General features: G+C 72.4%; 22 protein-coding genes and 1 pseudogene. 12 read left to right on the forward strand and 11 right to left on the reverse strand.

The features are described from left to right. Nucleotides 1-568 precede the first annotated feature (568 nt). Nucleotides 569-1,519 (reverse strand): annotated as a pseudogene (locus tag AB0F56_RS29025) (glycosyl hydrolase); the annotation flags it as partial. A gap of 198 nt (nt 1,520-1,717) precedes the next feature. Here AB0F56_RS29025 and AB0F56_RS29030 point away from each other — a divergent pair. Both AB0F56_RS29030 and AB0F56_RS29035 read left to right on the forward strand, forming a co-directional pair. Further along, a complete protein-coding gene (locus AB0F56_RS29030) occupies nt 1,718-3,013 on the forward strand; it encodes an ATP-grasp domain-containing protein (protein WP_362014731.1) in 1,296 nt (431 codons plus the stop codon). A 14-nt stretch (nt 3,014-3,027) separates the two neighbouring features. Beyond that, a complete protein-coding gene (locus tag AB0F56_RS29035) occupies nt 3,028-4,290 on the forward strand; it encodes an FAD-dependent oxidoreductase (RefSeq protein ID WP_362014801.1) in 1,263 nt (420 codons plus the stop codon). A 58-nt stretch (nt 4,291-4,348) separates the two neighbouring features. Here AB0F56_RS29035 and AB0F56_RS29040 read toward each other — a convergent pair whose 3' ends face one another. Together AB0F56_RS29040 and AB0F56_RS29045 are read right to left on the reverse strand one after the other, a co-directional pair. Further along, a complete protein-coding gene (locus tag AB0F56_RS29040; protein WP_362014733.1) occupies nt 4,349-4,582 on the reverse strand; it encodes a chaplin in 234 nt (77 codons plus the stop codon). A 190-nt stretch (nt 4,583-4,772) separates the two neighbouring features. Next, nucleotides 4,773-4,976, reverse strand: coding sequence for a hypothetical protein (locus tag AB0F56_RS29045; protein ID WP_362014734.1), 204 nt, complete (start codon nt 4,974-4,976; stop codon nt 4,773-4,775). A 152-nt stretch (nt 4,977-5,128) separates the two neighbouring features. On the opposite strand from AB0F56_RS29045, the gene AB0F56_RS29050 reads away from it, so the two are divergent. Continuing rightward, nucleotides 5,129-6,163 carry an LCP family protein gene (locus tag AB0F56_RS29050; protein WP_362014736.1) on the forward strand — a complete coding sequence of 345 codons (1,035 nt, stop codon included), beginning with the start codon at nt 5,129-5,131 and terminating at the stop codon, nt 6,161-6,163. Here AB0F56_RS29050 and AB0F56_RS29055 read toward each other — a convergent pair. Together AB0F56_RS29055 and AB0F56_RS29060 are read right to left on the reverse strand one after the other, a co-directional pair. Next, nucleotides 6,160-8,190, reverse strand: a complete 2,031-nt coding sequence (locus AB0F56_RS29055; RefSeq protein ID WP_362014738.1) for a thioredoxin domain-containing protein — start codon at nt 8,188-8,190, stop codon at nt 6,160-6,162. The two genes, AB0F56_RS29050 and AB0F56_RS29055, sit on opposite strands and share 4 nt — an antisense overlap. A 148-nt stretch (nt 8,191-8,338) precedes the next feature. Next, nucleotides 8,339-8,731 (reverse strand): rodlin, encoded by a 393-nt coding sequence (locus AB0F56_RS29060; protein ID WP_361668022.1) that lies wholly within the window; start codon nt 8,729-8,731, stop codon nt 8,339-8,341. A 244-nt stretch (nt 8,732-8,975) separates the two neighbouring features. Between AB0F56_RS29060 and AB0F56_RS29065 the strand changes: the two genes are divergently transcribed. Further along, nucleotides 8,976-12,194, forward strand: a complete 3,219-nt coding sequence (locus tag AB0F56_RS29065) for a tetratricopeptide repeat protein (protein WP_362014740.1) — start codon at nt 8,976-8,978, stop codon at nt 12,192-12,194. Between the two features lie 90 nt (nt 12,195-12,284). Here the strand turns inward: AB0F56_RS29065 and AB0F56_RS29070 are convergent, their stop codons facing one another. Both AB0F56_RS29070 and mca read right to left on the reverse strand, forming a co-directional pair. Continuing rightward, complete coding sequence (locus AB0F56_RS29070; RefSeq protein WP_362014741.1) at nt 12,285-12,521, reverse strand: hypothetical protein; 237 nt, start codon at nt 12,519-12,521, stop codon at nt 12,285-12,287. After that, entirely contained in the window at nt 12,514-13,395 is an 882-nt protein-coding gene (mca, locus tag AB0F56_RS29075; RefSeq protein WP_362014743.1) for a mycothiol conjugate amidase Mca, read from the reverse strand. Before mca ends, AB0F56_RS29070 begins: the two co-directional genes overlap by 8 nt. A gap of 96 nt (nt 13,396-13,491) precedes the next feature. Between mca and AB0F56_RS29080 the strand changes: the two genes are divergently transcribed. The 4 genes from AB0F56_RS29080 to AB0F56_RS29095 all read left to right on the forward strand — a co-directional run bounded on the left by AB0F56_RS29080 (nt 13,492) and on the right by AB0F56_RS29095 (nt 19,459). Further along, nucleotides 13,492-13,893: a DUF4307 domain-containing protein gene (locus AB0F56_RS29080; RefSeq protein ID WP_362014744.1), complete on the forward strand. Its 402-nt coding sequence runs from the start codon at nt 13,492-13,494 to the stop codon at nt 13,891-13,893. A 189-nt stretch (nt 13,894-14,082) separates the two neighbouring features. Next, entirely contained in the window at nt 14,083-14,580 is a 498-nt protein-coding gene (gene greA / locus AB0F56_RS29085; protein WP_362014746.1) for a transcription elongation factor GreA, read from the forward strand. A 131-nt stretch (nt 14,581-14,711) separates the two neighbouring features. Next, entirely contained in the window at nt 14,712-17,096 is a 2,385-nt protein-coding gene (locus AB0F56_RS29090) for a PQQ-binding-like beta-propeller repeat protein (protein WP_362014747.1), read from the forward strand. Between the two features lie 41 nt (nt 17,097-17,137). Next, the gene (locus AB0F56_RS29095) at nt 17,138-19,459 is read left to right on the forward strand and encodes a protein kinase (RefSeq protein WP_362014748.1); all 2,322 of its coding nucleotides are present in this window, start codon (nt 17,138-17,140) and stop codon (nt 19,457-19,459) included. 65 nt (nt 19,460-19,524) lie between these two features. On the opposite strand, the gene AB0F56_RS29100 is transcribed toward AB0F56_RS29095, so the two are convergent. The 3 genes from AB0F56_RS29100 to ilvA all read right to left on the reverse strand — a co-directional run bounded on the left by AB0F56_RS29100 (nt 19,525) and on the right by ilvA (nt 22,793). Continuing rightward, nucleotides 19,525-20,331 carry an ABC transporter permease gene (locus AB0F56_RS29100; RefSeq protein WP_362014749.1) on the reverse strand — a complete coding sequence of 269 codons (807 nt, stop codon included), beginning with the start codon at nt 20,329-20,331 and terminating at the stop codon, nt 19,525-19,527. Then, nucleotides 20,328-21,377, reverse strand: a complete 1,050-nt coding sequence (locus AB0F56_RS29105) for an ATP-binding cassette domain-containing protein (RefSeq protein ID WP_362014751.1) — start codon at nt 21,375-21,377, stop codon at nt 20,328-20,330. Before AB0F56_RS29105 ends, AB0F56_RS29100 begins: the two co-directional genes overlap by 4 nt. A 186-nt stretch (nt 21,378-21,563) precedes the next feature. Further along, nucleotides 21,564-22,793, reverse strand: coding sequence for a threonine ammonia-lyase (gene ilvA, locus AB0F56_RS29110; RefSeq protein ID WP_362014752.1), 1,230 nt, complete (start codon nt 22,791-22,793; stop codon nt 21,564-21,566). Nucleotides 22,794-22,940: 147 nt separating this feature from the next. Here ilvA and AB0F56_RS29115 point away from each other — a divergent pair, with 147 nt between their 5' ends. From AB0F56_RS29115 to AB0F56_RS29130, 4 genes are read left to right on the forward strand one after another with little or no spacing between them, the layout of a single operon-like run. Next, entirely contained in the window at nt 22,941-23,438 is a 498-nt protein-coding gene (locus AB0F56_RS29115; protein WP_362014754.1) for a MarR family transcriptional regulator, read from the forward strand. A gap of 43 nt (nt 23,439-23,481) precedes the next feature. Continuing rightward, nucleotides 23,482-23,955, forward strand: coding sequence for a sigma factor-like helix-turn-helix DNA-binding protein (locus AB0F56_RS29120; RefSeq protein ID WP_362014755.1), 474 nt, complete (start codon nt 23,482-23,484; stop codon nt 23,953-23,955). After that, nucleotides 23,952-24,200 (forward strand): hypothetical protein, encoded by a 249-nt coding sequence (locus AB0F56_RS29125; protein WP_362014756.1) that lies wholly within the window; start codon nt 23,952-23,954, stop codon nt 24,198-24,200. The genes AB0F56_RS29120 and AB0F56_RS29125 overlap by 4 nt, the downstream gene beginning before the upstream one ends. Nucleotides 24,201-24,246: 46 nt before the next feature. Further along, entirely contained in the window at nt 24,247-24,438 is a 192-nt protein-coding gene (locus AB0F56_RS29130) for a DUF1059 domain-containing protein (protein WP_362014758.1), read from the forward strand. Between the two features lie 58 nt (nt 24,439-24,496). Here AB0F56_RS29130 and AB0F56_RS29135 read toward each other — a convergent pair whose 3' ends face one another. Continuing rightward, nucleotides 24,497-25,651 (reverse strand): cystathionine gamma-synthase, encoded by a 1,155-nt coding sequence (locus AB0F56_RS29135; protein WP_362014759.1) that lies wholly within the window; start codon nt 25,649-25,651, stop codon nt 24,497-24,499. Nucleotides 25,652-25,672: the final 21 nt, after the last annotated feature.

Consider the following 25,672-nt stretch of genomic DNA (forward strand, 5'->3'; position numbering starts at 1 on the left):
TCCAGCTCTCGACCCACGAACCGAGGTTCAGAGTCCAGCAGGTCTCCTCGGGCGCGGGCTGCGGCTTGGGCTCGGGCTTCGGTTCCGGCTTGGGCTCCGGCTTGGGCTCCGGCTTGGGCTCCGGCTTGGGCTCCGGCTTCGGCTCGGGCTTCGGTTCCGGCTTCGGTTCCGGCTTCGGCTCGGGCTTTGGCTCCGGCTTCGGTTCCGGCTTGGGCTCCGGCTTCGGCTCCGGCTTCGGCTCGGGCTTCGGCTCCGGCTTCGGCTCCGGCTTGGGCTCCGGCTTGGGCTCGGGCTTCGGCTCCGGCTTCGGCTCGGGCTTCGGCTCCGGCTTGGGTACGGGGTTGGTCGGGACCTCGGGCTCCGTCGGGATCCCCGGCAGCTCGGGCTCCGTCGGGATCCCCGGCAGCTCGGGCTCCGTCGGGACCTCGGGTACTCCGGGCACCTCCGGAACCTCAGGCACCTCGGGAAGCCCCGGCTCCTCAGGTACCTCAGGTACCTCGGGAAGCTCCGGCTCCTCCGGGATCTCCGGGATCTCCGGAATCTCCGGCTCCTCCGGCTCCGCGCCCGACAGCATGTCGCGGAAGACCTGCGAGGAGCGCGGGTTGGCGTCGCACTGCCAAACGCCGTGCGGACAGTAGTCCGTGATCGTGTGGTAGAGCGGCTGGTGCTCGTCCATCCATTCGAGCATCCGCCGCATGTACTCGGGATTGTCGCCGTTCCGGAAAAGACCCCATTCCGGGTACGAGATCTCCTTGCCGTGCTCGGCCGCGAAATCCACCTGCTTCTGCAGCCCGTACGGCTCGCTCACGTGCTGGTCGAAACTCGACCCCGACGGCTGGTCGTACGAGTCCATCCCGATGATGTCGACCACGTCGTCACCGGGGTAGCACTGCGTCCACGGAATGGCGTCCGTGCCCCGGCTCGGATTGAAGTCGAAACGGAACTTCTGGCCCGGTACGGAACGCATCGCGGTGACGATCCGCGTCCAGTACTTCTTCCAGGCCGTGGGATCCGGCGCGCACCGGTGGGTGTACGTCGTCCCGTTCATCTCCCAGCCGAGGACGATGACGGTGTCGGTGGCCTTCAGCAAGACGAGCCGCTCGGCCAGCTTCTTGAAGTGGTGGTCGTAGTACCCCGCGGCGCCGAGCTGGAGCTGCCGGCGGACCTCGTAGTCGGAGACCCCGGCCTCGTTCCGCTCCAGCATCGGTACGTTCAGCACGAACAGCCGGTCAGCCTGCTGGTTCCGCCACTTCGCCCAGGCGTCCAGGAAGCCCGGAGGGCTCTCGATGTTCGACCAGAGGTCGCCGGGGAGGTAGGTGTGGCCGACCCGGAGCTCCCGGCCGCCGAGCCAGCGCTCCAGCTGACCGATCCGGTTGACGCCGAACGGCCCCGATTCGAGGAACGCGCCCAGGGCGGTGGAGAGAGTCGGTTCGGGGTCCCGTGTCGTTACGGATTCGGCGGCGTGGGCCGGAGAGGACAGCACGACGGAACCTGAGGCGAGGAGACCTGCGGTGAACACCCCCAGCCACACACTCGATGTCTTCCGCTTCCTGTTTGCCATGGCCGCTCCTTCGCGCACTACATCATTTGATGGTCCATCAGTCCGATACTCAGAAAGTATTCCTAATAAGCCGACCGTGAACTCCGCCCCGATCTGATCAGTAGTCCATTGGTGTATTTCATCGCCCAGTTGGGGCACCCGAGACGAAGGAAAGCCGTGCCGAGTTTTGACACCCGCGTCCCCGCAGTCCTCGTGCGACTCGACCGGAACCCCTTTCATCACGGCACGCTCGGCGCGGCGCGCTCCCTGGGCAGAGCCGGAGTCCCGGTCCACGCGGTCCTGGAATCGCCCACCACCCCCGCCGCCCGCTCCCGCTACGTCCGGACCGTCCACACCCGCCCCGCGCCGCTCTCCCCGTCCGCCCTCCCCGCCGCCCTGGCCGACCTCCTGCTCCGGCTCTCCGCCGACCTGGCGAGCCCCGCGCTCCTGGTCCCCCTCGACGACCTCGGCGCCCTCGCCCTGGCGGAGCACCGCGCGGAGTTGACGGACCGCTACCTCCTGCCCGACCAGTCGGCGGACCGGCTGGCCCGGGTCGCCGACAAGGCCGAGCTCGCCGAGACCTGCCGCGCCCTGTCGCTGCCGCACCCGCCGACCGAACTCCCGGAGAGCGCCGACGAGGCAGCCGCCATGGCCTGGGCGCTCGGCCTGCCCGTGGTCGCCAAGTGGAGCCGCCCCTGGCTGCTCCCGCCCGGCAGCGGCCTGCGCTCCACCTCGATCGTGCGGTCGCTGACCGAGGTCCGGGCGCTGTACGCCCGTACGCCCGAGGCCGGCAGCCGGCTGCTGCTCCAAGGCCTGCTGCCGCCGGGACGCGACCTGGACTGGTTCTTCCACGGGTACGCCGACTCCGCCGGGCGCGTCGCCGCCGGGGCTGCCGGGCGCAAGGAGCGGTCGTGGCCGGAGGGTGCGGGGCTCACGGCGGTCGGCCGCTGGACGGCGAACCCGGTGGTCGAGCGGATGGCCGGCGAGCTGCTGGCCGCGCTCGGCTACCGGGGCGTGTTCGACCTGGACTTCCGGCTCGACCGGGCGACCGGCACGTACCACCTGCTCGACTTCAACCCCAGGCCCGGCGCCCAGTTCCGGCTCTTCGCCGACCCCGACGGGCTCGACGTCGTCCGGGCGATGCACCTGGACCTGACGGGCCGTACGGTCCCGGCGCACTCGCCCTCGTACGGCCGCAGGTTCGTCGTCGAGAACTACGCGGCGCTGTCCGTGCTCACCTCGCCCGGCCGACGGCGCACGGACGAGCCGCGAGGACGGACGGAGACGGCCTGGTTCGCCGCCGACGATCTCGCGCCCGCGCTCGCGATGGCCGGGACCTGGCTCCTGCACGTCCTGCGCAAGGGCCTGGTGACGCTCCGTCGCCTGCTCTCCCCGGGCCACCCACGGAGGGTGGCGGCCGTGCCGTCGCCGCCGACGGCCCGTACCGCCTCCGACCGTATGACCCGACGATGACAACGGAAGGCACCATGTACGACCTGGTGATTGTGGGAGCCGGACCCTACGGGCTCTCGGTTGCCGCCCACGCGGCGGCCCACGGCCTGAACCTGCGGACCTTCGGCCGCCCGATGGAGTCCTGGCACGCCATGCCCTCGGGCATGTTCCTGAAGTCCGAGCCCTGGGCCTCGCATCTCTCCGACCCGCGCGGCGCGTACGGACTCGACGCCTACGCGGCCTCCCGAGGCATCCGCGCCGAACACGGCGTCCCGCTCCCGGTCGGCTTCTTCGCCGACTACGGCGACTGGTTCGCCCGCCAGACGGTCCCGGCGCTCGACGAGCGCTTGATCGCCTCGGTCGCCCCGCACCCCAACGGCTTCGAGGTGGTCACGGAGGACGGCGAGTCGCTCCGTACGCGGACGGTGGCCCTCGCCGTCGGCGTCCTGCCGTTCATGGAGATCCCCGGCCCCCTGCGCGGTCTGCCGCGCGCGTACGTCACCCACAGCAGCCACCACGGCGAGCTCGACGGCTTCGCGGGGCGGGACGTCACCGTCGTCGGCGCCGGTCAGGCGGCCCTGGAGACGGCGGCGATCCTCACCGAACAGGGCGCCCACGCCCGGATCCTGGCCCGCTCGGACCGGCTGAACTGGAACACCCTGCCGCCGGCCCTCGACCGCGGCCTCTGGCAGTCGCTGCGCGCCCCGCACACGGGCCTCGGCTGCGGCTGGCACAACCGCCTGTACGCGGACACCCCCGGGCTCTTCCGGCGGCTGCCCGCGCACACCCGTGAGCGGATCTTCGACTCGGCCCTCGGCCCGGCGGGCGCGTGGTGGCTGCGCGAACGGTTCGCGGCCGTGGGCGACGTACGCCTCGGCACGCACATCGTCGCCGCGGAGCCGACCGCCGACGAGCGGCTGCGGCTCGAGGTGTCCGGGCCCGCGGGGCCGGCCGTCCTGACCACCGACCACGTCATCGCGGCGACCGGGTTCACCCCGAGTCTGGACCGGGCCGGGGTGCTCTCCCCCGCGCTCCGGGGCTCGCTGCGCACGGTGGGCGCGGGCGGGGCGCCGGAGGTCGGGGCGCTCTTCGAGTCGTCGCGGCCGGGCCTGTTCCTGGCCGGGCTGCTGACGGCGCCTTCGTACGGGCCGTCGATGCGGTTCGTGTTCGGTGCGGGCTACACGGCCGGGCGGCTTGTGCGCGGGGTGCGGCAGCGGCTGCGGCTGCGGTCCACGGCCCGTGGCGCGGTGGCCCGTCCTCGTACGGGCGAGGAGCGGACGCCGGCCGCGCGGGCATGACGAAGGGCCGGCCCCCGGAACGTCGCAGGACGTTCCGGGGGCCGGCCCTGAGCGTGCGTCAGGCGTTGACGCAGGTGTTGAAGGCAGCCGGGTTCAGGATGCCGATCACGTTCACGGAGTTGCCGCAGACGTTGATCGGGACGTGGACCGGAACCTGGACGACGTTGCCCGAGAGGACACCCGGCGAACCGATGGCCGCACCGTACGCGTCGGCGTCCGCCATCGCGGGGGCGGCCGCACCCAGGGCCATGAACAGTCCGGCGACGACGACCGCGGCCTTCTTGCACTTCATTTTCTTAGGTCCTTTCCGCGGCGGACGGAATTTCACGGATTTCGTGAATCGCCGGAGCATTGGAGCCCCCGACCTCCACCGCACACATCACAACGACCATGCCCCGGAAAGGAAACCGGCTTATCGCCACCGGAGCGGTATTCACTCCATTGAGCCCACCGCACCTGGGGCGTCGGAGCGATCGGACGCGTCAGCGCGGCCAGACGGGCATCGCGACCAGCCGCTCCCACTCGCGGTCCGGCATGCCGGGGACGGTGCGCCCGGCCAGCGCCCACTGCTGCACGAGCGAGGAATAGACGGGGAAGGGTCCCCTGTCGACAGGTGGCGGTTCCGCCACATAACGGCTCTTCGGAATGAAGGCCATCCGCTCCCATTTCCCGGGATCGGCTGCCATCTTCCCTCCCCTCCACGGCGGTTCCCGCATCATTACACAGTGCCCGCAGGAGAGTGATTCGACCGAACCATGTCGCGTCGCGAACCTGTGTGCGACGGAGACCGCTTTACGGTGCGGGTTCACCTGTTCCCGAACCTCGGTGGTGAGCACATATGACCGTAGTCAGATCCTCCCGCACGCGCCGGATCGCGCTCGCCTCGGCGGTGTTCGTCGTCCTCGGATCGGGGGCGCTCGCGGGCGCCGCCCCGGCCCTCCCGTCCCCGCCCGACGGGCTCAACATCCTGGTGGTCGGGGTGGACAGCCGGGCGGGGCTCACCGCCGACGAGTTGAAGCGGTTCAGGGCCGGCGGCAGGGGCTGCGACTGCAGCGACGTGATGATGCTGGTGCACGTCTCCGCCGCCGACGATCGGGTCAGCGTGGTCAGCCTGCCCCGTGACTCGCTCTCCTCCCTGCCCGAGGAACACGTCGACCAGCGGACGGGCAAGGTGCACGCGCCGCACCTGGTGAAGATCAACGCGGCTCACACGGAAGGCGGACCCGCGTTCACGATCGAGGCCGTCGAGCGGATGACGGCCACGCCCGTCCACCGCTATCTGGAGATCGACTTCCGGCACTTCATCGACGGCGTGGACCGCGTCGAGGACGGCGTGCCGATCTGCACGGCGGAACCGCTCAAGGACCCGGTCACGGGGATCGACCTCGCCCCGGGCACGAAGCGGGTCCGGGGCGGCGAGGCGCTGCAGTACGTACGGTCGCGGCGGGACGGGAACATGGACTTCGGGCGGATCAAGAAGCAGCAGAAGTTCGTCCTCAACATGTGGCGGACGCTGCGGAGCGACCTGCCCCACGACCCGGTCCGGCTGTGGCGGATCGCCTCCACCCTGCGGTCCGCGCCGGAGGCCGAACGCTCCCTCTCCGTACCGGAGATGGTCGGGCTCGCCTTCCGGCTGCGGAACCTGGAGCCGGCCGACCTGGAGTTCGCGACCGTACCGATCACCCGCTTCAACCCCACCATCGGGGGCGTCGGGTCCTCCATCTCCTGGGACAAGGAGCAGGCGGCGGAGGTCTTCGAGGCACTGCGCTCCGACCGGCCGCTGCCCGAGGCCCGCCCGACGTCGACGAGCACGATCCCCAAGGGCCTGGGCGACTACCGGCCGACCGGAGGCAGTTCCCTCGTCTGCGACTAGCCGGAGAGCGAGCGGGCCAGGACGGCCGGGTCCGTCGTCGGCGCGTCGCAGGTGAAGTGGCGGCAGACGTAGGCGGCCGCGCCGCCGTTCACCAGCGGGCGGTCCTTGAGCAGCGGGAACTCCTCGCTGTCCGGGGCGCCGAAGGCGACGACCGCGCCGGGCGCCGGGCCGAGCAGCGCGGTCCGGTGCAGCGCCCGGGCCGGGCCGTCGTCGCCGGGGCCGCCGACCACCGCGATCTCGCGCGGCCCGTCGAGCAGGGCCTCCGCCGTGGCGAGCCCCCAGCCGATGAACCGGGGCGCGCGCGGACCGAGCGCCTTGACCACGCCGAGGGCGCCCTCGGCGGCGGTGCGGTGCGCCTCGGAGCCGGTGTGCGCGGCGTACGAGAGGAGGGCGCCGGCGGCGGCCGTCCAGCCGGACGGGGTCGCGTTGTCCGTGGGGTCCTGGGGGCGGCGGATCAGGGTCTCGGCGTCGTGGGCGGTGTCGTAGAGCGCGCCGCCCTCGGCGACGAACTGGTCGAGCACGATGTCGAGGAGGAAGCCCGCGAACTCCAGCCAGACGCCCTCGCCGGTCACCCCGGCGAGCGCGAGGAAGCCCTCGGCGACATCGGCGTAGTCCTCCAGGACCGCCGCGTTCGCCCCGGTCTTGCCGTCCTTGGAGGTACGGGAGAGCCGCGCGCCCTCGCCCATGTGGAGCCGTACCAGCAGGTCGGCGGCCTCGGTGGCGCGTTCGACGAGGTCGGGCCGGTCGAAGAAGGCGCCGGTCTCGGCGAGCGCGGCGATCGCGAGGCCGTTCCAGGCGGCGACGATCTTGTCGTCCCGGCCGGGGCGCTCGCGCGCGTCGCGGGCGGCGAGCAGCCGCTCCTTGATCGAGGCGATCCGGTCGGCGTCGGCGACCCCGGCGTCCTGCGGGAGTTGGAGGACGGAGGCGCCCTCCTCGAAGGTGCCCTCGACCGTCACCCCGAAGTACCGCGCCGCGTACGCGCCGTCCTCCTCGCCGAGCACGGCGTCCAACTGCGCCGGCGTCCAGACGTAGAACGCGCCCTCGACGTGCTTGCCGGCGCCGTCGTCACTGTCGGCGTCGAGCGCGGAGGCCAAACCGCCCTCGGGGGTGCGCAGTTCGCGGACCATGAAGTCGGCCGTCTCCAGCGCGACCCGGCGTGCCAGGTCGCTGCCGGTGGCCCGCCACAGGTGCGCGTACAGACGGCACAGCAGGGCGTTGTCGTAGAGCATCTTCTCGAAGTGCGGGACGACCCACTCGCGGTCCACGGCATAGCGGGCGAAGCCGCCGCCGAGCTGGTCGTAGATCCCGCCCCTGGCCATCGCCTCGCAGGTGTCGGACGCCATCTGCAGCGCGCCCTCCGCTCCCGTACGGGCGTGGTGGCGGAGCAGGAACTCCAGCGCCATCGACGGCGGGAACTTGGGCGCCCCGCCGAAGCCGCCGCTGCGGCTGTCGTACTCGCGGACCAGGCCGAGCAGCGCCTGGGCCAGCTCCTCCTCGCCGGGCACGCCGTCGCCACCATAGGCGAGGGAGCGGGCGGAGAGGTCCTTGACGATCTTCCCGGCGACCTCGCCGACCTCGTCACGGCGCTCGGTCCAGGCCCGGGCCACCCCGTCGAGGACGTCACCGAAGGAGGGCATGCCGTGCCGGGCCTCGGGCGGGAAGTACGTACCGAAGTAGAAGGGCTCCGCGTCCGGGGTGAGGAAGACGGTCATCGGCCAGCCGCCCTGCCCGGTCGCCGCCTGCACGGCCTCCATGTACACGGCGTCGACGTCGGGCCGCTCCTCGCGGTCGACCTTGACGGCGACGAAGTGCTCGTTGACCTGGGCGGCGGTCGTCTCGTCCTCGAAGGACTCGTGGGCCATGACGTGGCACCAGTGACAGCTGCTGTAGCCGACGCTGAGCAGCACCGGGACGTCGCGGCGGCGGGCCTCCTCGAAGGCCTCGGCCGACCACGGCCACCAGTCGACCGGGTTGTCGGCGTGCTGGAGGAGATAGGGGGACGTCTCATGGGCCAGTCTGTTCGGCATGCCCCCATCCTCGCGCACACGGCGAGGCCCCGGTCGTACGCCACGGGTGGCGGCGGCAGAACGGGGCAGGGATGGTGGTACGCGAAGCGGCCCCGTTCCTCGCAGGTCGAATGCGAGGAACGGGGCCGCCTCAACGGCGCGGTCGGACTCAGCCGCCGACGTTCCCGTTCTGGGAGAGGACCTCGCCCAGGATGTGCGAGAGGGCGTTGTCGCCGTTCTGCTGCACCGCGTTCTGGTTGCAGGTCTGGTTCGAGACCGGGTTGCCCAGAACGTCCTGGACGGCGACCGGAACGGCGATGACGCCGATCGGGACCTGCGCCTGGAGCTTCTGGACGTCGAAGCAGTGCAGGACGCCACCGTTGACGAGACCGAAGTTCGGGCTCATGTAGCCGCCGGTGGAGTTGGAGCCGATCGACTGCTTCGACGTGTTGCCGATGATGTTGGCGCTGCCGCCGTCGTTGCCGGCCGCGGACGCGGCGGTCGCCGTCACACCGACGACCGAAGCCGCAACTGCCGCCGTAGCAAGAACCTTCTTGATCACGAGTCTTCCTTCTTGAGCTCGAGGGCCCTGGAACGCTCCGTTAGCCGAAGCACGCTGATCAACTGCCCGAAATCGGATTGGTTCCGGGGGGTCACCCGGACGCGGTATTCGGCTGATGAACGCCATCGGACGCCGTGTCGAGGGCCAGGCGTTCGGGAGGCGGGACGGCCCGCTCCCTCGCGCCGACGCGCGTCACGCAGGACACTTGGGGCCGGAAAGCGGAAGCTCTCGGAGGGGGACGCACATGCGGGACAGCCACCGGGCCGACGCCGAGCGGCTGTTGGCACGCGCCGTGGAGGAGGAGGTGCGGCGCTCCGGGGGCCGCTCCGACGCCACGGCCCTGCTGGCACGCGGCCGGGCCGCGCTGGACACCATGGCGGCGAGTGCGGGCGAGGAGTACGCGGCCTATCTACGGGCCCTGGAAGAGGCGGAGGCCGGGCAGCGGTCCCTGGGGGATCGATTCAGCAGAGCCGCGGTGGGAACGCCCGTGCTGGTCACGGCCGTCGCGGCGGTCGCCGCCTTCGGCGCGGACCTGGCGCTCGGCACCGCCACCGGGACGGCGCTCGGCGCCGGGGCCGCGGTCGCGGTGGCGGGTGCGGCGGCGACCGTCCTGAAGGTGACCGCGGGGCACTGGCCGGCCGCCCACCGCAGGGCGGGCGCGCTCGGCCAGCCGGGCGGCCCCGAGCAGCTGCGGCTGCAGTGGCTGACGGCGCTCGACGTACGGGGCGTGCGGCCGTTCCTCGACCAGCAGCGGGTGCTGCTGGCGACGGCCCAGCAGCCCGCGCAGAAGGTGGTGTCGCAGCTGCGGGGCTCCGACCGCAGCGCCGCGGCCCGTAGACGTACCGTCCTGGAGCAGTCCTTCGGCCATCTGCCGGACCCGGGCGGGCCGTTCGCGGGGCGGCGGACCGAGCTGGCGCAGATCACGCAGTGGGTGCAGGCGGGCCGGGCCTCGACCCGGACGCGGCCGACGGTCGTGATGCTCCACGGGGAGCAGGGCGCGGGCCGTACGACGCTCGCGGTGCGGGCGGCGCACGCGCTGCGGGACCAGTTCCGCGGGGCGTGCGTGGTGGACCTGCGGGGCGGGACGCCCGGCGAGAAGCCGCTGTCGACCCGGGAGGCGCTGCTGCATCTGCTGAACCGGCTCGGCGCGCCGCGTGAGCAGCTGCTGTTCCGCGAACGGTCGTCCGCGGATCAACAGGTTCGCAGGCTGGGCGAGTTGTACCACCAGCATCTGACCGGGCTGGCGGTGACGGTGATCCTGGACGACGCGGTGGAGGCGGAGCAGGTCCGGGTGCTGCTGCCGGAGCGCTCGGACAGTCTGGTCCTGGTGACCTGCCGGGAGCCGCTGGACCTGGGCGCGGACGTGCCGGCGTCGGTGCACGCGCTGCCGGTGGCGGCGCTGGACGCGGCGGGCGCGGAGGAGCTGCTGCGGGAGGCGGCCCAGGCACCGGATCCGGGGCCGTACGACGCCGAGGCGTTCGGGGAGGTCCGGGAGCTGTGCGGCGGGCTGCCGCTGGCACTGCGGGTCGCGGGTTCCTCGCTGGGCCGGCGGTCGATGGGCGAGCTCGCGCGGTCGCTCGCCGGCCGCGGGAGCGGGGATCCCGTCGAACGGGCCCTTTCCGTGCGGTACTTCACCGATCTCGACGAGGACGGGCGGCGGCTGTTGCGGCGGCTCGCGCTCGCCGGGCGGGCCTCGCTGGGGGCCGCCGCGGCCGGGGCGCTGCTCGGCGCGAGCGGGCAGGAGGGGGCGCGGCTGCTCGCGGAGCTGGCCCGGGCGGGGCTCCTGGACCATGTGCGCGGGGAGCGGTACCGGCTGCACGACGCGGTGCGCGGGTTCGCGGCGGTCCGGCTGGCGGACGAGGAGGACGCGGCGGCGATCGCGGCGGCGCAGGAGCGGCTGATCCAGAGCTACGCGGAGCTCGCGGACGCGGTGATCCGGATGGTCGACGGCAAGATGTCGACACGCGTCAACCGCGCCGCCCGCTTCGACGGGCACGGCTTCGGCTCGCTGGACGCGGCGCTGCGCTGGCTGGACGACGAGTCGAGCTTCATCACCGCCGCGCTGCGGCACGCGGAGGGCGTCGACCAGCAGGCGGTCCTGAACCTGCTCGGCGCGCTCTGCGACTACTGCCTGCTGCGCGGCGACCTCTACCGGCTCGGCGAGATCAACGAGCTCACGGACGCGGTCGGGCAGGGGCTGCTGTCCCGGTCGGTGCAGTGGCGGACCGGTATCGCCGCCCGGCAGCTCGGCGAGCTCGACAAGGCGCGCACCACGCTGACCTCGGTGGTCTCGCTCTACCAGGAGGCGCACCAGGACGCGGGGGCGGCGCTCGCGCTCTGCTCGCTCGGGATCACCCTGCACCACCAGGGCAACCTCGCGGAGGCCTCGGCGAAGCTGCGGGAGGCCCTGGTGCTCCAGGAGCCGGCGTCGCTCGCGGCCGACCGGGGCTGGACGATGCACGCCCTCGCGGCGGTCGAGCGGGACCGGGCGAACCTGGCGGAGGCGCTTGCGCTGCTGGGCGGGGCCCTGGAGCTGCACCGGGAGAACGAGTCCCTGCACGGCGAGGCCTGGGCGCACTTCCAGCTCGGCCAGGTCTGTCTGCGGATGGGCGACGTGGAGCGGGCCGACACCGAGCTGCGGACGGCCCTTGACCTGTACGGGCGGACCCGGGACGGGCGCGGCGAGGCGTGGGCGCTGACCCAGCTGGCCCGGGGCCGGCTCGTCGAGGGCGAGATCGCGCCCGCGGTCGACGGGCTGCGCCGGGCGCTCGCCCGCCACCGCGAGCAGGAGGACGCCCGGGGCGAGGCCTGGACGCTGTACTACCTGGGGCACGCCCTGGAGGAGCGCGGGGACCTGGATCAGGCGGTACGGGAGCTGGAGCGGGCGCGCACGATGTTCTCGCGGATGCGGGACGTGTACGGGCTCGCGTGCGCCCGGCACCACTCGGGGCGGGTCACGCGGGACCAGCGGGCGGCCCAGACCGGCAATCTGCGCAACTCCGGCTTCGCCCGGCAGCTCCTGGTGGACGCGCGGGCGGACTTCCACCGCATCGGGGTGGCCCACGGCGAGGCGTGGACGTGCCTGGAGCTGGCGATCGTGGACGCGGGGAACGGGAAGACCGCGCAGGCCCTGGAGCTGTGCGGGGAGGCGGAGCGGCTGTTCCTGTCGTACGGCGACCGGCGGGGCGCCGACTGGGCCCGCTTCCTGCGCTGCACGCTGCTCCCGTACGCCTCGCCGGGCGGGGTGGAGGTGGGCACGGCGGTGGCCCAGGAGGAGCTGGCCGTACTGATCCAGGACCGGCACGCGCCCCGGGACGGCAAGGTGGAGGACTGCGCGGAGGCGTACGCGCTGGTCCTGGAGCGGGGCGTGCAGCTGGAGTCGGGCTGGCAGGCCTGGCAGCTGGGCATGGTCCCGAACCGGCACGCGCGCGAGGTGATGGGGGTGCCGGTGGGGGTGGCCTGAGGCCCAAGATCGAGGTCGCCGAGGTACGGGCCCCGGGATCGCCGAGGTGCGGGCTCCCTCTGGGAGGAGCCCGCACCTACGGCCGTCGTGCTACTCGCGCGGGGCGGCCTTGGCGGCGGCGGGGGCCGCCTTCGGCTCCGGGGTCTCCTCGAAGGAGACCTTGCCCATGTGGCGGTTCATCGACTTCATCAGCATCCAGACGGCGACCGCCATCACGGCGAAGACGACGAAGCCGAGGACGCCGGGGGTCACCTTGTTCTTGTCCAGCTCTTCGGCGGCGAAGGGGACAAGCTGGGTCAGTGCCAGGTGTGCGCTCATGTCAGGCATTGTCGCGGATGCCCGCGAAGAGGTCGTCCTCGGGGAGGGAGGTGGGCACCAGCGACTTGCTGAGCTCGTACTCCTCCGTCGGCCAGACCTCCTTCTGGATCTCCATCGGCACCCGGAACCAGCCGCCGTCCGGGTCGATCTGCGTACGGTGCGCGATCAGGGCCTTGTCGCGGATCTCGAAGAAGTCCGCGCACGGGACGTGCGTGGTCAGGATCCGCTCCGTGCGCTCGAACTCGTCCCAGCGCTTCAGCCAGTCGCCGTACGGGGACTCCATGCCCCGGTCGAGGAGCGCCCGGTGCAGGGCCTCGGTGCGGGGGCGGTTGAAGCCCTGGTTGTAGTAGACCTTCTGCGGCTGGTACGCCGGGCCGAACTCGGCCTCCGGGTACTTCTCGGTGTCGGCCGCGCCGTCGAAGGCCACCATCGTGATCTTGTGGGTCATGATGTGGTCGGGGTGCGGGTACCCGCCGTTCTCGTCGTAGGTCGTGATGACCTGCGGACGGAAGGCGCGGATCTTGCGGACCAGGGCCCCGGCCGCCGTGTCGACGTCCTCCAGGGCGAAGCAGCCCTCGGGGAGCGGGGGCAGCGGGTCGCCCTCCGGCAGGCCGGAGTCGACGAAGCCCAGCCACTCCTGCTCGACGCCCAGGATCTCCCGGGCCTCGTCCATCTCCTTGCGGCGCACCTCGTGGATGTTCGCCTCGATGTAGGCGTCGCCCTGGAGCTTGGGGTTGAGGACGGAGCCACGCTCGCCGCCCGTGCACGTGACCACGAGCACGTCCACCCCCTCGGACACGTACTTGGCCATGGTCGCCGCGCCCTTGCTCGACTCGTCGTCGGGGTGGGCGTGAACGGCCATCAGTCGCAGCTGCTCAGTCAAGACTCGATCCTCTGTGATTCGTCGCTGAGGGAGGTCTCTATAGTGACGGAAAACGGGGGTAGGAAAATTCCCACCCCCGCTGCGAGAGGAACGATCATGAGTGCGGTGCGAGAGCAGCTGCCCGAGGGGCGCTACGGGCGCTCCGCGGACGAGCGCGCCGACCGCAAACTCAAGATCGCCGGTGCCGTTCTCGGCGTGCTGTTCCTCGGGCTCATGGGCTGGTTCGGCTGGCACTACGTGGTCGAGAGCAGGATCAGCGCCGAGATGATCAAGTTCGACGTGGTGAGCGACACCGAGGTGCAGGTGCACCTGGAGGTGCGCAAGGACGTCGACGCGCAGGGCGTCTGCACGCTGCGTTCCCGTTCCGAGGACGGGGCCGAGGTGGGACGCAAGGACGTCCGCTTCGACCAGGCCGAGGGGCGCATCGACACCGTGGTGACCGTCCGGACGACCGCGCGGGCCACCAGCGCCGAGCTCGTCGGGTGTAGCGCGCCGTAGCGGTGGGTAGGGACCGGGTGGCGTGTCGAACCCCGGTTCACCCGCTGACCAGGCGTGACGCCATCTTGATGGTTTATGTCCTCCCCCTTTCTGCCACTAATTGTTAGGCTCGTGGTTTCGCCCGCCCGGGAAGGAAATCCTTCTGGGTAGGGCGATGCTTTGTATTCCCAGTACCTACGAGGAGCACCCGTGACCCAGACCAGCGACAACGTCACCTGGCTCACCCAGGAGGCGTACAACCAGCTCAAGGCCGAGCTGGAGTACCTGTCTGGTCCCGCGCGAACCGAGATCGCCGCCAAGATCGCCGCGGCGCGCGAGGAGGGCGACCTGCGCGAGAACGGCGGGTACCACGCGGCCAAGGAGGAGCAGGGCAAGCAGGAGCTCCGGGTCCGCCAGCTGACCCAGCTCCTGGAGCACGCCAAGGTCGGCGAGGCCCAGGCCGACGAGGGCGTCGTCGCCCCCGGCATGGTCGTGACGATCGCCTTCGACGGCGACGAGGACGACACGATGACCTTCCTGCTGGCCTCGCGCGAGTACGCCAGCGGCGACATCGAGACGTACTCCCCGCAGTCCCCGCTCGGCGTGGGCGTGAACGGCAAGAAGGCCGGCGAGGACGCCGAGTACGAACTGCCGAACGGCAACAAGGCCGCGGTGAAGATCCTCAGCGCCAAGCCGTACACCGGCTGAGCCCGCTCGCAGTGACGAGGGCCGGACCCCTTCGGGGGTCCGGCCCTTCGCTGTGCATGCACATGTAATGATGCGGGCTGACGTCATGTGCTGACGTCGTGTCACGTCGCGTCACAAGGGGGAGATGAGACGTGCTGGGACCGCTGCGTGAGGGCACGCCACGGCAGATCGGACCGTACGAGGTGCTGGCCCGGCTCGGGGCCGGCGGCATGGGAGAGGTCTTCCTGGGCCGGGCGGACCACGGGGGCACCTTCGTCGCCGTGAAGACCGTACGGCGGGACGTGGCGGCCGAGCCCGCCTTCCGGGACCGCTTCCGCCGCGAGATCAAGGTCGCCGGGCTGGTGCGGAGCACGTACGCGGCCGCGCCGGAGGGCGGGGACGCGGACGCCGAGGTGCCGTGGCTGGCGACCGCGTACGTCCCCGGGCCGAGCCTGTCGCAGGCCGTGCGGCGGGGCGGCGCGCTGCCGGTGGCGACGGTACGGGAGCTGGGCGCCGGGATCGCCCGCGCGCTCGCGGACCTGCACAGCGCCGGAGTCCTGCACCGCGACCTCAAGCCGGGCAACGTGATGCTCTCCGTGGACAGCCCGCGCCTGATCGACTTCGGCATCGCCCGCAGCACCGGTGCCACGACCATGACCGCGACCGGGATGATGGTCGGCACCCCGGCCTTCATGTCGCCCGAGCACGTCCTGGGCGCGCGGCACGTCACGGGGGCCTCGGACGTCTTCTGCCTGGGCTCCCTGCTCTGCTACGCGGCGACCGGCGAGGACCCCTTCGGGGACGGCCCGCTGGCGGCCGTCCTGTACCGCGTCTCCCAGGCGGAGGCGGACCTGGGCCGCGTCCCGGACGAGCTCCGCCCGGTGGTGGAGCGCTGCCTGCGCCTCGCCCCCGCGGAGCGCCCGACGCCGGAGGAGCTGGTGGCCCTGCTGGGCGGGGAGCGCCGTCCGGCGTGGCCGGAGGGCGTACGGGACCACATCGGCGAGTACGGCCGGGAACTGGCCCAGCTGGTGGCGTCGGGCGGACCGCTGCTGGAGGTCCCGGCGGCGGGTCCGGTGGCGGCGCCGGGTCTTGACGAGCTGCCGACGATGGGGCCGGGGGCGGCGCCTGGGCCTGCTCCTTCGGGGAAGCGGCGGCGCCGGGGGGTGATCGCGGGGGTGGTGGCGCTCGCGGTGCTCGGTGCGGGCGTGGGCGCGTACCTGCTGTGGCCGGAGGCGGAGCGGAAGGCCCCGCCGGCGAAGGCGGCTCCGCCGCCCGCGACCGCGCCGGCCGTGGCGAAGGTCGCCGGTGTCGACGACCGGGGCCTGGCCGACGCCTCCGGGGTCGTCCCGCAGAACCCGGCGCAGCGGCCGGCCGGCTGGAAGCCGTGGCAGGCCAAGCTGACGGCCCCGGCGTTCGGCTGCTCGGCCGGGGAGTCCGTGGTGGTGTGCCGGACGGTGGACGGGCGGTACGAGGCGCTGGATCCGGCGAGCGGGGAGCGGCTGTGGGAGGCGGACCTCGTACCGGACCCGCGGAACAACACCAGCTACGTCGGACCCACCGGTGGGATCTTCATCGCGGGTGCGACCGCGCGACCCGCTGTCCACGACTCCGCCGTGGTCCTCACCTCCGGCGACAAGCTCCAGGTGCGGGAGGCACGGAGCGGGAAGGTCCGCTGGGAGAAGAAGGCCTGGGGCTCGCAGGACGCCGACAGTCGACCCCTCGTGGGCGACGGCGTGGTCTTCGCCACGACCCGTTCCACGACGGAGGAGGACACGGGCAGGCTCCAGGTCTTCCTGAGCGCCTTCTCCCTGGCCGACGGCCGTCAGCTGTGGACCAAGGCCCTGACCAACGCGTTCCTCTCCCGCGCGGAGTACCGCGCCTTCGACGCCGTGGCCTTCGCCCAGGGGCGGGTGTACGCGGTCAGCGACGCCGGAATCGTGGCGTACGAAGCGAAGAGCGGCGACCTGCTCGGGCAGGTCGCCAAGGAGGCCGAGGGCTGCATGACCGTGAAGGTCCTCGGTCCCGCGGCGTACTGCACCGAACGCGTGATCGACCCCGTGGACAGGTCGGAGCGGACGGTGCTGCACGTCATGGACGCGGCCACCCTCGCGCCCAGGGCCGCGCTGCCCGCGCCGGTCGCGGCGCTGGACGCGGCGGCCATGGACTCCCGGACGGTCGTCGCCACCGGCGACAAGGGCGTGTCGGTCCATGACGCGAAGACGGGGTCGCGGCTCGGTCAGTACCCGACCAAGGCCGCCCCGGCGGGGCTGGAGCAGGCGCTGTCGGCGCCCCTGCTCGCCGGCGACCAGGTCGTGTACGCCGACTACACCTCGCTCTACACCGTGCGGATCGGCAAGGACGGCAAGCCCTCCGCGCTGGACGTGCGGCCGGTCCCGGGGGCACCGGGGCCGCGCGCGAAGAAGGACGAGCTGGACTTCGCCGAGAGGATCCGGTCACCCGAAGTGCTCGTCATCGGCGGGATCGCCCACATCGCCTACGACCAGGGCGTCGTCGCCTCCGTCGAGCTTCCCAAGTGACGTACGGGACCCTCCACGTGACGTACTGAAAGGACGTGTTCGTGCTGGAAGCACTGCCCTCCGGGCAGCCGCCGCGCCTCGTCGGCCCCTACCGGCTGCTCGCCAGGCTGGGCGCGGGTGGCATGGGCGAGGTCCATCTGGCGTGCCGCGCGGACGAGCCGACGGCCGATCCGTACCGGATGGTCGCCGTGAAGACCGTCCGGGAGGACCTGGAGGTCGACGGCGACTTCCGGACCCGGTTCCGGCGCGAGATCACGGCCGCGCGGGCCGTGAGCAGCCCGTACGCCGCGCTGCTCGTCGACGCGGACGCCGACGCGACCGTGCCGTGGCTGGCGACCGAGTACGTCCCCGGCCCCTCGCTCGCCGAGGCCGTCACCCGGGCCGGGGCGCTGCCCGTCGCGGCGGTACGGGCGCTGGGCGCGGCGCTCGCGCGGGCGCTGGACTCGGTGCACCGGGCACAGGTGCTCCACCGGGACCTGAAGCCCGCGAACGTGCTGCTCGGGGCCTCCGGGCCCAAGCTCATCGACTTCGGCATCGCGCAGGCCTTCGAGGCGACCGCGCTCACCTCGACGGGGCTCGTGGTGGGCTCGCCGGGGTTCATGGCGCCGGAGCACCTGGTCGGGAGCCGGGCGGTCGTGCCCGCGTCGGACGTCTTCTGCCTGGGCGCGGTGCTCGCGTTCGCGGCGAGCGGGCGCGGGCCGTTCCACGACGAGGAGTTGGCGTCGGTCATCTTCCGGATCAGCCGGGCGGACGCCGAACTGTCGGGCGCACCGGAGGAGTTGCGACCGGTCCTGGAGCAATGTCTGCGGCTCGACCCGGCGGAGCGTCCGACGGCGGCGGAGCTGGTGGAGCTGCTGGGCGCGGAGGTGCCGACGGCGTTCCCGTGGCCGGGCGGAGTGCTGTCGCTGCTCGCGGAGTACGGGGACTCGGCGCGGCGGATCGGTGAGGCGGCGGGGTCGGGCGCGGGGGTGGCGGACCTGCCGACGATCGGCCCTGTGGTCCCGTACTCCCCCACGGTCGCGGGTCGACGGCCCGCGGCCGCCGAGCCGTCGGAGCCGCGGCGCCGTCCGTGGGGGCGGATCGCGGCGGGAGCGGTGGCCGTGGCGGTCCTCGCGACCGCGGGGGTCGTGGTGCTCAACCGGGAGGGCGGGTCCGGCGGGCAGGGCGGCTCGGCCGGGGCCACGCCGAGCGGCGGCGCGAGTTCGGGAAGTCGCACGCCGACGCCGAGTGCCGGGCCCGTGGCGCTCGACCATGTGATCCAGCCGTACGGGGGCGAGGGTCACGCGGGCGACTTCGGCAAGGACGGCTCCGACCACAGGGCCCGGCCGAAGGGCTGGTCCCCATGGGCCGTCCAGGTTCCGGCGGCCGTCGGCCCCTGCTCGCTCGGCCCCGAGGTCCTGGTCTGCTCGGGCGACGGCGGCTCCGCGGTCGCCCTGCGCGCCGCCGACGGCACGAAGCTCTGGACGAAGCCGTCGAGGGGCGCGGAGTTGCAGACGGGCTCCCAGTACCCGGCGGTCGTCGGGGACGTGGCCTGGGTGACCGCGCACGACGGGGTTGTCGGGTACCGGCTGAGCGACGGCAAGGAGGTGGCGCGGCAGCCCGCGCCCGGGGGTGTGTACGCGGTCAAGGGGACGGATCTGCGCGGCGACGTCCTGTACACGACGTACGTCGACAGCACGGACATGGAGAAGCCGGGCGGGTTGGTGACGGCGGTCGGCCTTGCGGGCGGCAAGCCGAAGGAACGGTGGCGGACGCCCATCTCCGTCTTCCCCGAGTCGCCGGTCGTGGCGGGCGGGCAGGTGTACGTCACCGGGAACGGCACCGTGCGGGCGCTGGACGCCGGGACGGGGAAGGAGACGGCACGGGCCCGGGAGCTCGACAGCTGCTTCCACGTCGTCGTCCGCGCGGGCCGCGTCCTGTGTCCGCCGTCGGGGCGAGGCGGCGTCGACGTGCTCGACGCCCGGACCCTGCGGCGGGAGCGGACCATCGGGCAGGGGATGCAGGTGACGGTCCCGCCCGCGGTGAACTCGGCGGGGGTGGTGGCGCTGATCGACGGCGAACGGCTCGCCACGTACGACCTGAAAACGGGGACGGAGCGGTGGAGTCGGCAGGTCGAGGACGGCGGATCGTCGATCGCGTTCGCCGGCGACCGGGTGCTGTCCGTGTCGAAGCAATCGGTCACGTCGCTTCCCGTGACCGACCCCCCGGCCACCCTCCGCGGCGCGGACAGGAGGAGCTTCGAGGCACCCGAGGGGTCGGGCGCCGTCGAGGGCGGGGACTTCGCCTCCGGCGCCGTCGTCGCCGGCGGGGCCGTCTTCATCTCCCTCGCCAGTGGGGTCGTCGTCTCGGGGTACGCGCCCTGAGGTCCTGAGACGGCGAGGGCCGGAGGGGCCGCCCCTCCGGCCCTCGCCGTCGACGATCGGTGTCCTCAGCCCTCCGCGCGGCGGTACTTGCGGACCGAGAGGGTGCGGAAGATGGCGACGATCAGGATCGAGTAGATGAGCGACGCCCACACCGGGTACTGCATCGGCCACGCGTCCGACGGTGAGACGCCCGGGTCGCCGAAGAGTTTGCGGCAGGCCTGGACGGTGGCGCTGAAGGGGTTCCACTCCGCGATCGGTTGGAGCCAGCCGGGGAGCTTGCTGGAGTCCACGAAGGCGTTGGAGATGAAGGTGACCGGGAAGAGCCAGATCAGGCCGCCGGACGTGGCCGCTTCCGGGGTGCGGACGGAGAGGCCGATGAGGGCGCCGATCCAGGTGAAGGCGTAGCCGAGGAGGAGCAGCAGGCCGAAGCCGGCCATGACCTTGGCGAAGGTGGTCGGCTCCGCGTAGCCGGGGCGCCAGCCGATGATGAGCGCGACGATCGCGAGGACCAGCAGGGTCAGCGCGGTCTGCACGAGGTCGGCGAGGGTACGGCCGGTGAGGACCGCGCCCCGGGCCATCGGCAGCGAACGGAAGCGGTCGATGAGGCCCTTGTGCATGTCGTCCGCGATGCCCGCGCCCGCGCCGGCCGTCGCGAAGGTGACGGTCTGCGCGAAGATGCCGGCCATCAGGAAGTTCTTGTAGACGTCCGGGTCGGTGCTGTTGCCGATCTGCATGGAGCCGCCGAAGACGTACGTGAAGAGGATCACGAACATCACCGGCTGGATGAGCCCGAAGAGGATCATCTCCGGGATCCTGGTCATCCGGATCAGGTTCCGCTGGGCGATGACCAGGGAGTCGTTCAGGGTGCTCATCGCGTCCCCTCCTTGTGGGCCGGCCTGCGGTCCTGGACGCCGCCGCCCGAGGGGCCGCCGCTCTCCCCGTTCTCGCCGTTGCCCTCGTTCAGTTCGGCCGCGTGGCCGGTCAGCGAGATGAAGACGTCGTCGAGGGTGGGGCGGCGCAGACCGATGTCGTCGATCTCGACGCCGACCGCGTCCAGGTCGCGGATGACCTCGGCGAGCAGCTTGGCGCCACCGGTGACCGGGACGGTCAGCTTGCGCGTGTGCTCCTCGACGGAGACCTCGGAGTGGCCGATCCCCGCCAGGCCGTAGCGCGCGAGGACGTCCTTGGCGCCCGGGATCATCCCCGGCTCGTGGACGACGACCTCGACGCGCTCGCCGCCCGTCTGGGCCTTGAGCTGGTCCGACGTACCCCGCGCGATGACCTTGCCGCGGTCGATGACGCAGATGTCGTGGGCCAGGTGGTCCGCCTCTTCCAGGTACTGGGTGGTGAGGAGGAGGGTCGTACCGCCGGCGACGAGCTCCTGGATGACCTCCCAGAGCGCCTGCCGGTTGCGGGGGTCGAGGCCCGTCGTCGGCTCGTCCATGAACATCACGGGCGGGGAGACGACGAGCGCGGCGGCGAGGTCCAGGCGGCGGCGCATACCGCCGGAGTACGTCTTGGCCGTGCGGTCGGCCGCGTCGGCGAGGTTGAAGCGTTCGAGCAGTTCGCCCGCCCTGACCTTCGCCTGCTTGGCGTTCAACTGGTAGAGCCTGCCGACCATCTGGAGGTTCTCACGGCCGGTCAGATACTCGTCGACGGCCGCGAACTGGCCGGACAGGCCGATCGAGCGGCGGACCTCGTTGGGGTGCTTGAGCACGTCGATTCCGGCGACCTCGGCCCGTCCGCTGTCGGGCTGGAGTAGCGTCGTCAGCACGCGTACGGCGGTCGTCTTCCCCGCGCCGTTCGGGCCGAGCAGGCCCAGGACCGTGCCCTCCGGTACATCGAGGTCCACGCCGTCCAGAGCTCGTACGTCGCCGAAGGTCTTCACCAGACCTTCGGCGTAGATCGCGCCTGGCATGTGGGTTCTCCCAGGGGATTTGGGCGTTTTCCACCCAAGTTTAGGTTTGAAGGGCGGGAGCCGCCCAACAGTTTTGTGACGGAGGCCACACCCTATCGCGATACATCGCGATATCACAAGACCTGGGGAACACGAAATCGACCGGAAGCCAGGAGGCCCCGGTGGGCCCGAAGGCCCCAAGGGCCCCTACGACAGCACCACGTAGCCCGCGTCCCGCAGCGCCGCCTCCACCTCACGGCAGTGCTCCGGGCCCTTCGTCTCCAGCTGCAGCTCCACCTCAGCCTCCGTCAGACCGAGCTGCGGATCGGTGCGCACATGGCTGACGTCGAGGACGTTCGCGTCGACCACCGTCAGCACCGCGAGCAGCGTCGCGAGCGCGCCCGGCCGATCCGTCACCCGCAGCCGCAGGCTCAGATAGCGGCCGCCCGCCGCCATGCCGTGCCGCAGGATCCGCTGCATCAGGAGCGGGTCCACGTTCCCGCCCGACAGGACCGCCACCACCGGCCCCCGGAACGCCTTCGGGTCGCTCAGCAGCGCCGCCACCGGGCTCGCCCCGGCCGGCTCGACCACCAGCTTGGCCCGCTCCAGGCAGAGCAGCAGTGCCGTGGAGAGCGCGTCCTCGGAGACCGTACGGATCTCGTCCACGTACTCCCGCACCAACTCGAACGGCACGTCGCCCGGGCGCCCCACCTTGATCCCGTCCGCCATCGTCACCGGTGACTCGATCGCCACCGGGTGCCCTGCGGCGAGCGACGGCGGATAGGCGGCCGCACCCTCCGCCTGCACACCGATCACGCGCACATCGGGGCGAACGGACTTCACCGCGAGCCCGATCCCGGCGACCAGCCCGCCACCGCCCACGCCGACCAGGATCGTGCGGACTTCCGGGCACTGTTCCAGGATCTCCAGGCCCACCGTGCCCTGCCCCGCGATGATGTCCGGGTGGTCGAAGGGGTGGATGAAGACCGCGCCGGTCTCCGCCGCGTACTCCTCCGCCGCCGCGAGCGTCTCGTCCACGACATGGCCGTGCAGCCGCACCTCGGCCCCGTACTCCCGCGTCGCCGCGACCTTGGGCAGCGGGGCGCCGACCGGCATGAACACCGTCGAGTGCACCCCGAGGAGCGCGGAGGCGAGCGCGACTCCCTGCGCGTGGTTCCCGGCCGACGCGGCGACCACGCCGGCCGCCCGCTGCTCCGGCCGCAGCCCCGCGATCCGTACGTACGCTCCGCGCAGCTTGAACGAACCGGTCCGCTGGAGGTTCTCGCACTTGAGGTGCACCGGCGCCCCGACCAGCGACGACAGGTACCGGCTGCCCTCCATCGCCGTCACCCTGGCCACCCCGGACAACATCTTCTGCGCTCCGCGGACATCGTCGAGGATCAGCGGGTGCAAGGGGTCTGGCCTACGGAAGCTCATGACAGCAAGTCTCGCAGCTCACGGGCCCCGTGGCCGCCCGGAGAACGTGCATCCCCACCGGTTTGCGCAGCGCAGGTACGGACCCCCGTGGGTCCGCGTACTCTGTCCCCCACCAACCGACCACCGCACGAGAGAGCCCCCACAGCCATGCCCACATCTCAGGACATGACGACTGAGCTTGACCCCGGTCTCCTCGATGCCCTCCAGCACCAGGTGGCCGTCTTCGCTCGCCGGGCCGAACAGACCCGCCTCGGCGGCACCGGGCAGCTCCGCAACTCGATGGACCGCGCCGCCTACCTGCTCCTGAACCGGCTCGACCAGGAAGGCCCGATGGGCGTCAAGGCGCTCGCGGCCGGCATGGGCATCGACTCGTCGACCGTCACCCGCCAGGTCGCCCCGCTCGTCGACACCGGCCTGGTCAAGCGCACCTCGCACCCGGAGGACGGGCGCGCGGTCGTGCTCCAGCTCTCCCCGCGCGGCCTGGCCCGCCTGGAGGAGGTCCGCGCCTCGCGCCGCGAGCTGATGGCGCAGGTGACGGAGGGCTGGACGGCGGCGGAACGCGAGTCCTTCTGCACCCTGCTCACCCGCTTCAACTCGGCGCTCTCCGCCCGCCAGTCGGGCCTCCCGCCCGCCACCACGTCCTGACGGACCTCTTGACCCGGGCCGTCCCCTGTCCTCATATGAGGACGTGCGAGATCGGCAGGACGCGCGGACGGGCGAACCCCTCTTCCGCACCCGGCAGTTCGAGGCGTTCGTAGCGGGGGCGGCGGGGCGGCTGCTGCATGCCGCGACGCTGCTCACGGCCGAGACCCGGTCCCGCAACCCGCACGCCCAGGCGCTGTTGACCGCCTCCCTCGCCCACACCTACGCCCAGTGGGACCGGCTGCGCGGGGAGGACCCGTACGACCGCACCCGCGCCGACCTCGCCGCCCGCTTCGCCCGCACCGCCTGGCGCCACCACCGCGGCCGGGGCGGCATCCTCGCCGCGCTCACCCCGCAGGAACGCCTCGTCCTCGTGCTGCGGCTGTACGAGGGCGTGGCAGAGGAGCAGACCGCGGCTCTGCTCGGCCTTCCCGAGGACCGGGTACGGGCCGTCTGCGCCCGCTCCGTGTCCGCCCTGCGGGACCGGCGGCGCGGGGGGCCCGGGAGGCTCGCCTCGTGAGCCGGTACGAGGACAGGGAGGACGAGGTGCGGCGGATGCTGGACGCCCCGCATCCGCAGGTCCCCGCGGACCTGGCCGCCCGGGCCGTCGAGCGCGGGAACCGGCTGCTGCACCGCGACCGTGCGCTGCGCAGGGCCCTGTGGGCGCTGCTTGTCGCGGCCGTGCTCGTGTTCGTGGTCTGGGCGTCGGTCGTCGAGCCCTGGCAGGGTCCGGCGGAGACGACGCCACCGCTCGAAGGCTGGTGACGGCGGTCCTAGGCTGGAGGAAGAGCGACAGGCTAAGGAGGCCGTCATGACCAGGAAAGTCGCCGACTGCCGCAAGGAACCCAGCGTGATGGGATGCACCCTCACCATCACCGGTGAGGAAGAGGAAGTCGTCCGGGCCGCGACCGAGCACGCGATCTCCGTGCACGGCCACACCGACAGCCCCGAGCTGCGCGCCATGGTGCGCGAATCGCTCGACGACGAGAAGGTCGCCGCCTGACCGGGCGCCCCGAGGCAGGGGCCCCGAGGCAGGGCCCGGTCAGGCCGCGGCAGACGTCCTAGCCCAGCGCCTGGCGCAGGTCCGCCAGCAGGTCCTCGACGTTCTCGATGCCCACCGAGAGCCGGACCAGGTCCGCCGGTACCTCGAGGGCGGAACCGGCCACGCTCGCGTGCGTCATCCGGCCCGGGTGCTCGATCAGCGATTCGACACCGCCCAGGGACTCGCCCAGGGTGAAGAGCTTCGCGCGGTTGCAGACCGCGACCGCCGCCTCTTCGCCGCCGGCGACCCGGAAGGAGATCATCCCGCCGAAGGCCTTCATCTGCTTGGCCGCGATCTCGTGTCCCGGGTGCTCCGGCAGACCCGGGTACAGGACCTGGGTGACCTTCGGGTGCTGGGTCAGCATCTCCGCGACCTTCCCGGCGTTCTCGCTGTGCCGGTCCATCCGTACCGCCAGCGTCTTGATGCCGCGCAGCACGATCCACGAGTCGAACGGTCCGGCGACCGCGCCCATCGCGTTCTGGTGGTACGCCAGCTCCTCGCCGAGCGCCTCGTCGGCGGTCACGAGCGCGCCGCCCACGACGTCCGAGTGGCCGCCCATGTACTTCGTCAGCGAGTGGACGACGACGTCCGCGCCGAGCGCGAGCGGCTGCTGGAGGTAGGGCGAGGCGAAGGTGTTGTCGACGACCAGCTTCGCGCCGGCCGCGCGGGCCACGGCCGCGACCGCGGGGATGTCGGTGATGCCGAGGAGCGGGTTCGACGGGGTCTCGACCCAGATCGCCTTCGTACGGTCGTTGACGGCGCCGCGCACCGACTCGACGTCCGAGGTGTCCGCGACGGAGAAGTCGACGCCCCAGCGCTGGACGACCTTGGCGAAGAGCCGGAAGGTGCCGCCGTAGGCGTCGTTCGGGATCACCACGTGGTCGCCGGGCGCGAGCAGCGTCCGCAGCAGGCAGTCCTCGGCCGCGAGGCCGGAGGCGAAGGCCAGACCGCGGCGGCCGCCCTCCAGGGCCGCGAGGTTCTCCTCGAGCGCGGTGCGCGTGGGGTTGGCGCTCCGGCTGTACTCGTAACCGCCGCGCAGCCCGCCCACGCCGTCCTGCTTGTACGTGGACACCTGGTAGATCGGCGGGACGACCGCGCCGGTCAGCGGGTCGGCGGTGTTGCCCGCGTGGATCGCGCGGGTCTCGAAGCTCTGGTGGATGTGCTCGTCGCTCATGAGTCAGGAGCGTAGTCCCGA

It is taken from the genome of Streptomyces sp. NPDC026092, from assembly GCF_040638605.1.
GTDB lineage: Bacteria > Actinomycetota > Actinomycetes > Streptomycetales > Streptomycetaceae > Streptomyces.

Bases quoted from the DNA above. Each gene is read 5' to 3' on its own strand.
- AB0F56_RS29035 (WP_362014801.1), top strand. From the start codon at position 3,028: ATGTACGACCTGGTGATTGTGGGAGCCGGACCCTACGGGCTCTCGGTT.
- AB0F56_RS29040 (WP_362014733.1), bottom strand. From the start codon at position 4,582: ATGAAGTGCAAGAAGGCCGCGGTCGTCGTCGCCGGACTGTTCATGGCC.
- AB0F56_RS29045 (WP_362014734.1), bottom strand. From the start codon at position 4,976: ATGGCAGCCGATCCCGGGAAATGGGAGCGGATGGCCTTCATTCCGAAG.
- AB0F56_RS29050 (WP_362014736.1), top strand. From the start codon at position 5,129: ATGACCGTAGTCAGATCCTCCCGCACGCGCCGGATCGCGCTCGCCTCG.
- AB0F56_RS29055 (WP_362014738.1), bottom strand. From the start codon at position 8,190: ATGCCGAACAGACTGGCCCATGAGACGTCCCCCTATCTCCTCCAGCAC.
- AB0F56_RS29065 (WP_362014740.1), top strand. From the start codon at position 8,976: ATGCGGGACAGCCACCGGGCCGACGCCGAGCGGCTGTTGGCACGCGCC.
- AB0F56_RS29070 (WP_362014741.1), bottom strand. From the start codon at position 12,521: ATGCCTGACATGAGCGCACACCTGGCACTGACCCAGCTTGTCCCCTTC.
- AB0F56_RS29080 (WP_362014744.1), top strand. From the start codon at position 13,492: ATGAGTGCGGTGCGAGAGCAGCTGCCCGAGGGGCGCTACGGGCGCTCC.
- AB0F56_RS29100 (WP_362014749.1), bottom strand. From the start codon at position 20,331: ATGAGCACCCTGAACGACTCCCTGGTCATCGCCCAGCGGAACCTGATC.
- AB0F56_RS29105 (WP_362014751.1), bottom strand. From the start codon at position 21,377: ATGCCAGGCGCGATCTACGCCGAAGGTCTGGTGAAGACCTTCGGCGAC.
- ilvA (WP_362014752.1), bottom strand. From the start codon at position 22,793: ATGAGCTTCCGTAGGCCAGACCCCTTGCACCCGCTGATCCTCGACGAT.
- AB0F56_RS29115 (WP_362014754.1), top strand. From the start codon at position 22,941: ATGCCCACATCTCAGGACATGACGACTGAGCTTGACCCCGGTCTCCTC.
- AB0F56_RS29130 (WP_362014758.1), top strand. From the start codon at position 24,247: ATGACCAGGAAAGTCGCCGACTGCCGCAAGGAACCCAGCGTGATGGGA.
- AB0F56_RS29135 (WP_362014759.1), bottom strand. From the start codon at position 25,651: ATGAGCGACGAGCACATCCACCAGAGCTTCGAGACCCGCGCGATCCAC.